Source organism: Flavobacterium sp. GNP001, from assembly GCF_054343775.1.
In genome coordinates this window covers 3158536-3171993 of record NZ_JBTGUX010000001.1, presented here as the reverse complement: position 1 = coordinate 3171993, position 13458 = coordinate 3158536, and the positions used below count along the sequence as shown (strand labels likewise).

Below are 13458 nucleotides of genomic sequence, written 5' to 3'. Positions count from 1 at the left end.
TCGTAAATTTGCAAACTACAAATTCGTAGCAATCCGACTGCTGCTACACAATGCAATACCCATGAAATTAACAAAAACGTTCAAAGCTTTTTTTGAAAGCGAAAAATCAGGCGGAATCTTATTACTATTTGTCACTTTAGCATCTTTATTTTTAGCTAATTCGGCCATACAAACCGATTACATTGCTTTTTGGGACACACAATTTGGCCATCATTCCATAACCCACTGGATTAATGACGGATTGATGACGATTTTCTTCTTACTAATAGGTTTAGAATTAGAACGTGAAATATATCAAGGAGAGCTATCTGACCTAAAAAATGCCGCCTTACCTATTTTTGGCGCACTTGGCGGAATGATTGTTCCGGCAGGAATCTTTTTGGCCTTGAATTTTGGAACAATTACTCAAAACGGCGCAGGAATACCAATGGCAACTGATATTGCCTTTGCAATCGGTATTTTATCGCTTTTAGGCAACAGAGTGCCTACTTCCTTAAAAGTATTTTTGACTGCACTTGCTGTAATTGACGACTTAGGTGCAATCATGGTTATTGCTATTTTTTATACAGAAAGTATCTCGTTTTTAAATCTAGCCATCGCTTTTGGAATTATGGGAGGCTTATTTATTTTGAATAGACGAAACGTACATAGTCTTTGGCCGTACCTTGTTGGCGGTTCCGGAATGTGGTATTTTATGCTTAATTCTGGCGTACACGCTACTATAACTGGCGTTTTGTTGGCATTTGTGATTCCGTTTGGAGATGGCGGAAAAAAGACCATCTCGTATAAATTACAACATTTTCTGCATAATCCAGTTGCCTTTTTCATTTTGCCCTTATTTGCAATAGCCAATACGTGCATCGCAATTAATCCAGATTGGCATGAGGGCTTAACGCAATCAAATACCCTCGGAATCATTGCAGGATTGGTCATTGGTAAACCATTAGGAATCTGGTTATTTTCGTTCCTTGCGGTGAGTTTAGGAATTTGTACTTTACCACGAGACTTAAAATGGTCTACTATTTTGGGCGCAGGAATGCTGGGTGGAATCGGTTTTACGATGTCAATTTTCATTACCCTTTTAGCATTTAAAAACGATGGCGAAGAAGTAATCACCTACTCTAAAATTGCCATTTTAATAGCTTCGTTTATGGCGGGAACAATTGGCTTCTTGTGGCTTAAGTTTAATTTGAAAACAAGAAAAACAAAAACTACCACAACCTAATTGGATTGAAACAACAATAAAAAAGCCTCGTTTACAAATTTGTTAACGAGGTTTTTTGATATTTAGTGACTATTGGTTTGTGTTATGGCAAACCTGTCTATGAAATTTGATGGTCTCAAACCCAAAAAAAGAACTCACATTGGACTCCCTACCCCTTAATCTGTTTCAAAGAAGTTTTTATTCCTCGAATTAAGGACGAACTAAAACCGTGCATTTCCATTTCGTTTAAGCCCGCAATGGTACAGCCTTGCGGCGTGGTCACACGGTCAATTAATTGTTCTGGATGGATTTTTTCTTCGAGAAGCATTTCGGCAGCTCCTTTTACCGTTTGAGCAGAAATAGCCAATGCCGTTTGCCAATCGAAACCAATTTCGATTCCAGCTTGCATTGAGGCACGAATGTAACGCAAAGCAAAAGCTGTTCCACTGGCAGCAAGAACGGTAGCTGCATCCATCAACTTCTCGTCAATAATTGGTGCCGTACCCAAACTTTCAAATAGGGCAACTACCTCTTGAGCCAGTTCTTTATGGGCTTCATGAAATGCAATACATGTTGCCGATGCACCAAATTGTGCGGCAATATTAGGCATGATGCGAACCGCATAGTTATTGGCGCCAATTTTAGATTGCAAATTTTCAATAGACAATCCACTTACTGCCGATGCTATGATTTTATTGGAGATTTGTGGTAGAATTTCGGCCAAAACAGTATCTACCTGATAGGGTTTGATGGTGAGTATAATTACGTCAGCCTCTTGAATTTCGAGAATATTATTCGTTGTTACTGTTGCCCCTAATTTTTCGAGATAAAGAATACTTGAAATGTTGCGTCGTGTTATGGTTACCTGATGCTGTGTGGCAAATTTAGCCAAACCGAGTGCGATAGAAACGCCTAGGTTTCCTCCGCCAATAATGTGTACTTTCATGCGTTGTAGTTTTTTGCCCTTTCCTTTGTATTTACAACAAAATCAATAAGGCAAGTAGTTAGTTTTAGTTTAGTTTTCTCAAAAATAGCTAAAACAGCAACACAAACCACAAAGTCCATAAATGAAAAAGCCAAAAATGAAATCATTTTGAACCAAACTGGTGGCATAAAAAGACTTCATTTTTGGCTGAATGATAATATTCAAATCTAATTTAAAGGATTAAAACCCTAAAATCAATCGTGCTATTGAAAAGTAAATTAAAATACCGCAAATATCGTTACTCGTTGTTATGAAAGGTCCAGTAGCCAAAGCAGGGTCAATTCCGAATTTATCCAACAACAAAGGTATAGCAGTGCCAATTAATGACGCAATTATGATTACTGCAATCAAAGCCGTAGTGACAATAATCCCGATAATCATTTCTACATTCAGTAAAAAATGACTTCCTGCAAATAAAATGGTGGCTAAGATTACGCCATTTAATAGACTAAGAGAGACCTCTTTGATGAGTCGGTTAAAAACAGAGCCACTTAACGTATTATTAGCCAAACCTTGCACAATAATTGCTGATGATTGTACACCAACATTGCCCGCCATTGCGGCAATAAGCGGCGTAAAAAAGAATAAGTTTCCATGTTCTTTCATTGCACCTTCAAAAAGGCCAAGTACTTTCACAGAAATAAAACCTCCTAATAATGCCAAGACCAACCAAGGTAAGCGTGCTTTGGTATGTTCGTATATGCTATCATCGGCTTCCACGTCTTGTGAGATACCCGCTGCTAATTGGTAATCTTCATCAGCTTCATCCTTGATTACGTCAACGATATCATCGATGGTGATTCGGCCTACAAGGCGGCCCAATTCATCTACTACCGGTATAGCCTCTAAATCGTACTTTTGCATAATACGCGCTACCTCAACATCTTCTGTATCTACTTTTACCGAGTTTAGTTTTCGAATGTACACATCATTGATAGGTGTTCTTGACGAGGTAGTCAACAAATCCTTAAGTGACAAACGCCCTTTTAAACGGTCTTCATCATCTACCACGTAAATAGAGTGTACTCTGGAAATATTTTCGGCTTGAATGCGCATTTCTTTTACACAAGTGAGCACGTTCCAATTTTCATTAACCTTAACCAACTCCTTGTGCATGATTCCACCTGCAGTATCCTCATCATACCGCAACAAGTCAACAATATCTTTGGCGTGTTCTACATCTTGAAGTTCAGATATTACCTCGGCTTTCAAATCTTGCGAAAGCTCAGCGATAATATCGGCCGCATCATTCGTTTCAAGTTCATCGAGCTCCTCAGCGATTTCCTTTGGCGAAAGCCTGCTTAAGATATTTTCACGCAAGTCATCCTCGAGTTCCAAAAGGATCTCGGCTGTTTTCTCGCTATCTAGAACTTTAAAGATATAAGTTGCTTCATTAAAGTCTAATTCATCCAGAATTTCAGCAATATCAGCATGGTGCATGTCATTCAACAAGACTTCCAACTGCTGGTCGTTTTTGTTTTGAATGAGTTGCTCTAATTCATTAATTAATACTTTGCTGATTTTAAATTCCATCGGCTTCTATTTTTTGGGTGAGAGCAATAAATTGAGCTACATTAAGCTGTTCAGGTCGTTTGTTGAATATTTCATCTTCACGCAAAGCATCAGTTAAATTCAACGTTTTCAAACTATTTCTTAAGGTTTTGCGGCGCTGTTGAAAAGCAGTTTTTACTACGGTAAAAAACAATTTTTCGCTGCAAGGCAAACTGTAATCTTCTTTTCGGCGCAAGCGCAACACACCCGATTTTACTTTTGGTGGCGGATTAAACACATTTTCATCTACTGTAAAAAGGTATTCAGCATCATAAAATGCCTGCACCAAAACTGATAAAATTCCGTAAGCCTTAGAACCTTCTTTTTCGCAAATTCGCTCGGCAACTTCTTTTTGAAACATTCCTGCAAACTCGGGAATTTGATCTCGATACTCCAGCGTTCTAAACACAATTTGAGTCGAAATATTGTACGGGAAATTGCCAATAATTGCAAACTGTTTCCCTTCAAATATCTCGTTAATGTTGTATTTTAAAAAATCTTGCGAAATGATTTTATCTTTCAATTTTGGATATTTTGCATCCAAATACGTCACAGATTCTGCATCAATTTCGATCACGTAAGTTGTAATGGGTTTGTCTAATAGGTATTTCGTTAACACACCCATTCCAGGTCCAATCTCTAAAACATCATCATACCCTTGTAAATTCAAGGTATCGGCTATATCTTTTGCAATACTTTCGTCTTTTAAAAAGTGTTGTCCTAAGTGCTTTTTGGCGGTAACTTTTTCCATATCTCTTGTTTTGCCTCAATGGCACATAGGCACAAAGCCTACTTCTATTATTTTAAAATTGAAAATAACTACATACTACTTTAAGGAAATGCTTTCATTAGCCTTTTTAAGAAGTACTATTTATCTTCTTTTGACGTATTAATAATCTGCTATTAGTTGTAATTCGGTTCTAAAAGCGAGCATTTTATCTCCGAAAAGCTTAGCTCCTTCGGCTCTCATTGCAGGAGCATCTTCTTGGTAATAGCTTTCGAGCGTAGCTTTACTATCTGTGGTGTATTGCACTGAATAGGTTACACCGCCCATTTCTTCTTCGACCAATACACGTACCAAACGTGCTGCGGTGAATTTGCCCGTAGCAAGCATTTCAGGTATATGTTTGTGCTGCATCCAGATCATCCATTGGTCGTGTACGCTTTCGTGTATGTTTGTAGTAACGTTGTATAGTATCATATCAGCCCCCTAACCCCCTGAGGGGGAATCCTACTAGGGGTAAGTAGGGTTAAAAGTGTTTAATAAATCTGTTTTAAATGCGCTTTTAATTGCACATTCTGAAAAGAGGTCATTGTGATTTAAGGATTCAAAGTATCGCCTCGCAACTGCCTAAATTTGTTTCGCGCCTCTACAAAATAAATACTGTCTTCGTGTTCAAATAGTATTTTTTCATAAAGTGGTTTTGCCTTTTCAGGAACCGTTTGCTTGTTGTAAATCTCTGCCGAAAAAAACAGTGCTTCATCAACGTAAATTCCATCCTTATGCTGTGTAATTATGGCTTGATAATGGTTTAAAGCTTGTTCGTAATTGGCTTTCTTTTCATACAATTTTCCCAATCGTAGCAAGGTTACCGCTTCTATTTCAGCCCCTTTATGTTTTTTCAATATTTCTAAAAAGTGAGTTATGGCTTCCTCATCTCTATTTTGATACAGCAGATAATCGCCTTTGGCAAAATCTTTTAGAGCGGTTTGGGTAGAATCAGCCACCGTATTGTCATTAATCAATAAAAAATACTCTAGCGCGTCATTAGCAATGAGTTGCGTGTTAGCAGCTTTCAACTCTTTAAACTGCTTTAAAGCCCATGAAAAATCAGTTTTAAAATAACTGGTTTTAGCAGCTTTTAGACTGGCTTCGTGCGCCAAAACATCATTTTTTATATCCAATTCAATTTGGGAATAATAAATTAAGGCTTGATTGAATTTCTCTTCGTACAAAAAGATATCGGCCAGTTCCATTTTGGCTTTAGCCTTATCAAATTCATTCAATGGCATTTCTAAAGCTCGCTTAACTATTGATTTCCCTTCTTCGGGATTTTTTAAATTAAACGCTGTAAAATGTGCTTGAGCCAGTTGCAACTCTAAAGTTTGTGGTACGATCCCGAATTGCTGCACAAGTGTTTCCAATTTCAGTCTTATCGCTGCCAAGTCTACTGCAGTAGCCTTTTCTATTTTTAGCTGAATCAAATAGGTTTCAACTTGCAAAACTAAATCCTTGTCCTGCGTATTCTCGAGCACAAAGGTCAAAATTTCTTGAGCTGTCTCGTCGCGTTCTTCTTGAATAGCCAACTGTCCTAAATTTACAATAGCATTTAGCGACTCCGGATTTCGTTTATAAATGGCTTTTTCTTGAATAAAAGCTTTGTCAAATTCCTTTTGTTGCACATAAAACCAACTCAAATAATGGTTCCAAAACAAATCTTGATTCTTTTGTGTTCTTAAGATTAATGCTTTTCGCAAAAGCTGATTAAAAGAATCATCTCCCTCATCAGCCATAAAACGTACAAATTGATTTTGAATTCGAATGGAATTTTGTGGATTAGCAAAAGCTTCATCTAAAAGCGTGGTTACCATCATCTCTAAATTTGCCATTTGCCCGTACAGCAACCCAATTTGATAGCTAAAATTGAAATTTTGATCTGATTTTGTAGCCGATTGATAACATTGTAAAGCATAATCGAGTAGTACTTTTTTCTCAAAAGCATTGGCAATACCGTACACTTCATTCGGGTTTTTTTTGACTTTTTCTACCGCTTGATTGTAGTATTCTTTTGCTTTAGCGTCATTTTTTTGAAGCTGAAAATTATACCCTAATTCTACCACCAAATAACCTTGTGGATATTTGCTTAAACGTTGTTGAATGGCCTTATCTGCTGCATCATATTGCTGTAACTGCTGCATACATTCTACCGTGCGCAAAAAATATTGGCTATTTTGAGGCGCTTCTTTAAGGAGTTCCTCGAAACTTATTTTTGCCTTTTCAAAATCGCCTTTGTCAAAATAATACTGAGCTAGTTGGTCGTTTTGAGAAAACGCCACTAGCGAGCATGACAAAAAAAGATATAGAAAAAGCTTCTTCATTTTCAATATTCGGTATTAGTTGCAGTTACCGTTTTCAGCCATGGCATAAAATTACTATGACTGAAAACTGCAAATTGCTTAATCTATAATATCAAACCCACAATACGGACGCAATACTTCAGGAATTACAATCCCTTCTGGAGTTTGGTAATTTTCTAAAATTCCGGCTAATACTCTTGGCAAAGCCAATGCACTTCCGTTTAAAGTATGAGCCAATTGGTTTTTTCCATCTTTGTCTTTGAAACGCAATTTCAAGCGATTGGCTTGAAAGGTTTCAAAATTAGAAACTGAACTAATTTCTAACCAACGGTCTTGTGCCGTAGAAAAAACTTCAAAATCATAGGTCAATGCTGATGTAAAGCCCATGTCACCTCCGCAAAGACGCAACACGCGGTATGGTAATTTTAAGTCTCTCAAAATATCCTTAACATGCTCAACCATCCCGTCAAGCGCTTCGTAAGACTTATCTGGGTGCTCAACGCGTACAATTTCTACTTTATCAAACTGGTGCAAACGATTTAACCCGCGTACGTGTGCTCCGTATGAACCTGCTTCACGACGGAAACAAGGCGTGTAAGCAGTTGTTAATACCGGTAATTCGTTTTCGTTCAGGATTACATCACGAAACAAATTGGTTACAGGAACCTCAGCTGTTGGAATCAAGTACAAATCATCAGCTTTGTCGTGGTACATTTGCCCTTCTTTGTCAGGCAACTGTCCTGTTCCGTATGCCGAAGCTTCATTTACCATGTGTGGCACTTGCACTTCATTGTAACCTGCTGCTGTATTTTTATCTAGAAAATAATTAATCAAGGCGCGTTGCAAACGAGCTCCTTTGCCTTTGTAAACTGGGAAACCCGCACCTGCGATTTTTACACCCAATTCAAAATCGATGATGTCGTATTTTTTTACCAATTCCCAGTGTGGTAAAGCGCCTTCGTGTAATACGGGCACAGTACCTTCTTCAAAAACATTTAAGTTTTCTTCGGGAGTTTTACCTTCTGGGACAATTGCCGCAGGAAGGTTTGGTAGCGTATATAATTTTTCAAGTAATTCGGTTGCTAAAGCATCGGCAGTTTCAGCTAATTTTTTACTTTTTTCTTTGTTGGCTACTGTTTTTTCTTTCAAGATCGAAGCTTTGGCCTTATCGCCTGCTTTCATGAGTTCACCAATATCTTTCGCTAATTTATTAGATTCGGACAAAATGGTATCCAGTTCTACCTGAGTTGCACGACGGTTTTCGTCCAATTGTATCACCTCTTCCACTACACTTTTGGCATCCATATTTCTTTTTGCCAAAGCTTGGATTACCTTTTCTTGATTCTCTCTAATAAATGCGATTTGTAACATAGCTTAATTTTTTTGCGCTAAATGGTATAATAATGGTAGCAAATTTAAGGAAATGTTTGGTAAGATTGGGACAAAGTTTTTTGGGAAAATGGATTTCATGAAGATTCTCAAAACAGCCACAAAGATTCACGAAGTTTTTGATAAAAATCTTTACGTTGCTCGGCGTTTTTCTTGCTGTGTCTTTGCGATATAACGCAATTCATTATTGGCAGGAAAGGTCATTTCACGAAGATTCGCAAAAGAGTCACAAAGATTCACGAAGTTTTTGATAAAAATCTTTGCGCTGCTCTGTGTTTTTCTTGGTGTGTCTTTGCGAGATAACGCTATTATTTATTGATAAAAAAAATGTATTTCACGAAGATTCGCAAAACAAACGCAAAGATTCACTAAGTTCTTTATAGAAATCTTTGCGCTGCTCACTGTTTTTCTTGGTGTGCCTTTGCGAAATAACGCTATTCTCTTTTAATCTCGTGACCCACAAACTCTTCTAAAGTAGCAAACATATCGTCTATAGAAAGCACTTCAAGATCAGGGTGCGACATTAAAAAAGCAGCATTAAGTTCTACTATATTTTCTTCTATTTCGAAAAAAGTATCGGTGTTGAGTGCGTCTCTAGTGGGATTTACCCCTTCTAATTTTCCTTGTAAAAACTTATTGAGTTTCACGCTGCTCATTAAACGCACTTTTTTAGACTGTTGCTGAAAAAGTTCGAGATGTTTTGGAGCACCAATTAAGGCTAATCCCTCTTCGATTAGTTCATTTAACTCTTTGTTCCATCCGGAACGGTGCACAAATTGTGCAAAATTGCCCTCAACATGTTGGGCTACGTAAAAGTCTAAATAATAACTCATCAGCGCATCTTCGTGAATCAAATCGTCATCGATTTTCTCTTCACGCATTAAATTGATCACCGAAATGTTTGAGTTAATAATATCTTGTGGGTTTTCACTTTGAGCGGCGTTTTCTGAGATGATGATTTTTCCGAATTCCATTTGGGTTGCATTTTATATTTAGGGTACAAATTTCGTTTTTTTGCCACAGATTGCACAGATTAACACAGATTTATTTCTACTTAAATTTACCGCAGATTGCACAAATTAGAGCAAATTATTTTGAGCATAATATCATTACGAAAAACGAAGCAAGCGTTTTTTGCCACAGATTGAGCAGATTAACACAGAATTATTCCTGCAAGAAGTTAGATATCATCAGGTGTATCATTATTCTTTTGCTGATTGATTTTGGCTACCAAAGCTTTCAGGCGTAAGGCTTTTTCTTTTTTTTCCTCTTGCAATTTGGCCTTTTTGCGATTTAGTAATTTGGTATGCAAGGCTTTGTTTTTGGTGTTTTTTTCGGGACCTTTGGGCATAATGAGAAAATGTTTTTAGTGGATGCACCATTTATTGCAAAATGACACGCACGAAATTTAAAACTTTGCAAAGAAAACTATTTTTCCTGACTATGCTCTTCTTACAAAGCTGGAATCGTACTTTGAGTTAATCCCAAATTAAAGATTTCTTTTCCCTCTGAATGAAAAATAGCTTACGAAAACCCAATTCTCTAGCCCCAATAGCAGTGAAAATCCTTTTGCGCAGGTCCCGAAACCCGGGGATTGCGCAAAAGATTGCAACCGACAGTGAGACATCGCAGATTCAGCAAAGCTAAATAGCTTCAAATAAAATTCTATTGCTTATTTTTGCCAGCAATTAAATTAAATCAAGCAATTAGCCAGCGAAAAAAAGGCATTTTGTCACTTTTTTTAGGCGAATTATATGTGAAAACTAAAAAAACACGAGTTACAGATGATACAGAATCCAAAAAGATATACAATTACCGCGGCATTGCCTTACACTAACGGACCCATTCATATTGGCCATTTGGCTGGTGTTTATGTGCCATCGGATATTTACTCACGCTATTTGCGTTTGCAAAATCGCGACGTTCTATTTGTTTGCGGAAGCGATGAACACGGCGTAGCTATTTCGATGAAAGCCAAAAAAGAAGGTATTACGCCGCAGCAAGTAATTGATAAATACGATGGTATAATTCGCAAATCATTCTCAGATTTCGGAATTTCATTTGATAATTATTCTAGAACTTCGGCTAAAATTCATCATGATACAGCATCGGAATTTTTTAAAAAATTATACGAGCAAGGCGATTTTATTGAAGAAACAACGGAGCAATTGTACGATGCGAAAGCCGATCAGTTTTTGGCTGACCGTTTTGTTACTGGAACTTGCCCTAAATGTGGCAACGAAGAGGCGTACGGCGATCAGTGCGAAAAATGTGGTTCTACACTGAACGCTACCGATTTAATTAAACCAAAATCGACTATCACAGGAGAAACGCCTATTTTAAAATCGACTAAACACTGGTTTTTACCTTTGGATCGTTACGAGGATTTCTTGAAAGAATGGATTTTAGTAGGACATAAGAGCGACTGGAAACCGAATGTGTACGGCCAAGTAAAATCATGGATTGACGGTGGTTTAGAGCCTCGTGCCGTAACGCGTGACCTTGATTGGGGAATTGATGTTCCTGTGGCTGGCGCCGAAGGAAAAAAATTATACGTTTGGTTTGATGCACCTATTGGCTACATATCTGCCACGAAAGAATGGGCTGCAAAAGAAGGAAAAGATTGGGAGCCGTACTGGAAAGATCAAGACACCAAATTGGTTCACTTTATAGGAAAAGACAATATTGTTTTTCACTGTGTTATTTTCCCGGCGATGTTAAAAGCCGAAGGAAGTTACATTTTACCAGATAACGTTCCTGCTAATGAGTTTTTAAATTTAGAAGGCAATAAATTATCAACCTCTAAAAACTGGGCGGTTTGGTTGCACGAATATTTGGAGGATTTCCCAAATCAGCAAGATGTGTTGCGATATGCTTTGACCTCGAATGCGCCAGAAACGAAAGACAACGATTTTACTTGGAAAGACTTTCAGGCTAGAAACAACAACGAATTGGTTGCCATTTTTGGAAACTTCATCAACCGTGTGGTGGTTTTAACTAATAAGTATTACAACGGAGTAGTTTCTACACCAAATGAACTTTCTGAGGTAGACGAACAAACTTTGGCTGAATTGAAAGCATATCCAGCGGTAATTTCTAGTTCGGTTGAGCGTTTCAGATTCCGCGAAGCACTTGGCGAAATGATGAATGCTGCCCGACTTGGTAATAAATACCTTGCCGATGAAGAGCCATGGAAAATGATAAAAACAGACGAAGAGCGCACCAAAACTCAAATGTATGTGGCTTTGCAAATTGCCGCAGCGTTGAGCACGCTTTGCGAACCGTTTTTACCATTTACAGCACAAAAATTGTCTCGTATTTTAAAATTAGAACAGCCATTGGCTTGGAGTACCATCTCTGAAACATCGGAATTGTTAGCGTCTGGACACCAAATTGGAGAGGCAGAATTACTGTTTTCTAAAATTGAAGACGAGGCCATCCAACAGCAAATTGAAAAATTGCAAGCTACCAAAACCGCAAACGAAGCTGAAAATAAAGTAGCCGAACCACAAAAAGAGCTAATTCAGTTTGAAGATTTTGCTAAAATGGACATTCGTACCGGAACTATTTTAGAAGCCGAAAAAATGCCAAAAGCAAATAAACTTTTAATCTTGAAAGTGGATACAGGAATTGATGTTCGTACCATTGTTTCTGGTATTGCCGAAAGTTTTAAACCCGAGGATATTATTGGGAAACGCGTAACTGTTTTGGTAAACTTGGCACCAAGAAACTTACGCGGCGTAGAAAGTCAAGGAATGATTTTTATGACTACCAACACCGAAGGAAAATTGGTTTTTGTAAATCCAGATACGGATGGTGTTGCGAATGGAGAGACAATCAATTAAAAAAATTAACCGCAGATTCGCAGATTTTTCTTTTTCTAATCTGTGAATCTGCGGTAAAATAAATAAAAATGAACTTAAAAGTAATTGCTTTCGATGCTGATGACACTTTGTTCATCAACGAAACCTATTTTTTAGAAACCGAAGAGAAATTTTGTGCCCTAATGAGTGATTATTTGTCGCATCAAGGACTTTCGCAAGAATTATTCAAAGTTGAAATCTCTAATTTAAAATTATACGGCTACGGAATCAAGGGATACATTTTATCCATGATTGAAGCGGCAATGACAATTTCGAACAACACCATTCCGATAGAGGTTATTGAAAAAATAATACAATATGGAAAAGAGCTTTTAGAAAAACCTATCGAACTTTTAGAAGGCGTTGAAGAAACTTTAGAGGCGCTTTATGGCAAATACAAACTTGTAGTAGCCACCAAAGGCGATTTACTAGACCAACGACGTAAGTTGCACAATTCTGGTTTAGGAAAGTATTTTCATCATATCGAAGTCATGTCAGACAAAAAAGAAAAAGATTATGACGATTTGTTGAATCGTTTGGATGTGCAACCACATGAATTTTTAATGATTGGTAACTCTTTAAAATCAGACGTATTGCCTGTTTTAGAATTGGGCGGGTATGCGGTTCATATTCCATTTCACACCACTTGGGCTCATGAAAAGATTGATCATGAAATAAAGCACGAGAACTTTCACAGTTTTACAAATATTACAGAAGTTGTTGCCCTAATTACAAATTGAGAGACGCATAAATACAAATGAAACAGCTTTTAGATCTAGAAAACTGGAACAGAAAAGAACATTTTTTATTTTTTAAAGAGTTTGACGAACCCTTTTACGGGGCAACAGTTACGATAGACTGCAGTAAAGCTTATGCCGTGGCAAAAGAAAAACAGACTTCTTTTTTTACTTATTATTTACACAAAACATTAGCAGCGGTCAATCATTTTGATTGTTTTAGATACCGAATTGCTGATAATCAAATTTACATTTGGAACCGTATTGACGCTTCAGCAACCGTGGGCCGTGAAGATGGCACTTTTGGATTTTCATTAATGCCATATAATGAAGACTATACAGTTTTTAATCAAGATGCGTTAGCCGAAGTAGAACGCATTCAACAAACTACAGGATTATTTACACGTACTTTTTCAGATGATAATGTGATTCATTTTTCAGCCATTCCGTGGTTGGATTTCACCTCATTATCTCATGCCCGTAGCTATCAATTTCCTGATAGTTGTCCTAAAATTTCATTCGGAAAAATGACCCTTCACCCTGATGGTAAACGAACCATGCCTATGAGCATACACGTGCATCATGGTTTGATTGATGGTTTGCACCTTAGCCAATTTGTAGATTATTTTCAGGATTTAATGAATCAGTAGT

At 37.5% G+C, this 13458-nt stretch carries 12 protein-coding genes; 4 read left to right on the top strand and 8 right to left on the bottom strand.

Annotated elements, in window-relative coordinates; all coding sequences use genetic code 11:
- Positions 1–61 precede the first annotated feature (61 nt).
- On the top strand, positions 62–1225 hold the full coding sequence (nhaA, locus tag ACXX8U_RS13665) for a Na+/H+ antiporter NhaA (RefSeq protein WP_458566320.1): 1164 nt from the start codon (positions 62–64) through the stop codon (positions 1223–1225).
- 148 nt (positions 1226–1373) lie between these two features.
- Here the strand turns inward: nhaA and proC are convergent, their stop codons facing one another.
- From proC to ACXX8U_RS13625, 8 genes are all read right to left on the bottom strand, one after another.
- Positions 1374–2150 (bottom strand): pyrroline-5-carboxylate reductase, encoded by a 777-nt coding sequence (gene proC, locus ACXX8U_RS13660; RefSeq protein ID WP_210790626.1) that lies wholly within the window; start codon positions 2148–2150, stop codon positions 1374–1376.
- Positions 2151–2369: 219 nt separating this feature from the next.
- Positions 2370–3722, bottom strand: coding sequence for a magnesium transporter (gene mgtE, locus ACXX8U_RS13655; RefSeq protein WP_458566319.1), 1353 nt, complete (start codon positions 3720–3722; stop codon positions 2370–2372).
- On the bottom strand, positions 3712–4491 hold the full coding sequence (gene rsmA, locus ACXX8U_RS13650; RefSeq protein ID WP_458566318.1) for a 16S rRNA (adenine(1518)-N(6)/adenine(1519)-N(6))-dimethyltransferase RsmA: 780 nt from the start codon (positions 4489–4491) through the stop codon (positions 3712–3714). Before rsmA ends, mgtE begins: the two co-directional genes overlap by 11 nt.
- 138 nt (positions 4492–4629) lie before the next feature.
- On the bottom strand, positions 4630–4941 hold the full coding sequence (locus tag ACXX8U_RS13645) for a DUF4286 family protein (RefSeq protein ID WP_306259610.1): 312 nt from the start codon (positions 4939–4941) through the stop codon (positions 4630–4632).
- 119 nt (positions 4942–5060) lie between these two features.
- A complete protein-coding gene (locus ACXX8U_RS13640; protein WP_458566317.1) occupies positions 5061–6839 on the bottom strand; it encodes a tetratricopeptide repeat protein in 1779 nt (592 codons plus the stop codon).
- 78 nt (positions 6840–6917) lie between these two features.
- Complete coding sequence (gene serS, locus ACXX8U_RS13635; protein ID WP_458566316.1) at positions 6918–8189, bottom strand: serine--tRNA ligase; 1272 nt, start codon at positions 8187–8189, stop codon at positions 6918–6920.
- Between the two features lie 452 nt (positions 8190–8641).
- Positions 8642–9181, bottom strand: coding sequence for a DMP19 family protein (locus tag ACXX8U_RS13630; RefSeq protein WP_458566315.1), 540 nt, complete (start codon positions 9179–9181; stop codon positions 8642–8644).
- A 206-nt stretch (positions 9182–9387) separates the two neighbouring features.
- A complete protein-coding gene (locus ACXX8U_RS13625; RefSeq protein WP_458566314.1) occupies positions 9388–9558 on the bottom strand; it encodes a hypothetical protein in 171 nt (56 codons plus the stop codon).
- Between the two features lie 433 nt (positions 9559–9991).
- Here ACXX8U_RS13625 and metG point away from each other — a divergent pair, with 433 nt between their 5' ends.
- The 3 genes from metG (at position 9992) to ACXX8U_RS13610 (ending at position 13457) form a co-directional block, all read left to right on the top strand.
- Positions 9992–12052, top strand: a complete 2061-nt coding sequence (gene metG, locus ACXX8U_RS13620; RefSeq protein ID WP_458566313.1) for a methionine--tRNA ligase — start codon at positions 9992–9994, stop codon at positions 12050–12052.
- 68 nt (positions 12053–12120) lie between these two features.
- On the top strand, positions 12121–12810 hold the full coding sequence (locus ACXX8U_RS13615; RefSeq protein WP_458566312.1) for an HAD family hydrolase: 690 nt from the start codon (positions 12121–12123) through the stop codon (positions 12808–12810).
- 17 nt (positions 12811–12827) lie between these two features.
- Positions 12828–13457: a CatA-like O-acetyltransferase gene (locus ACXX8U_RS13610; protein ID WP_458566311.1), complete on the top strand. Its 630-nt coding sequence runs from the start codon at positions 12828–12830 to the stop codon at positions 13455–13457.
- Position 13458 lies beyond the last annotated feature (1 nt).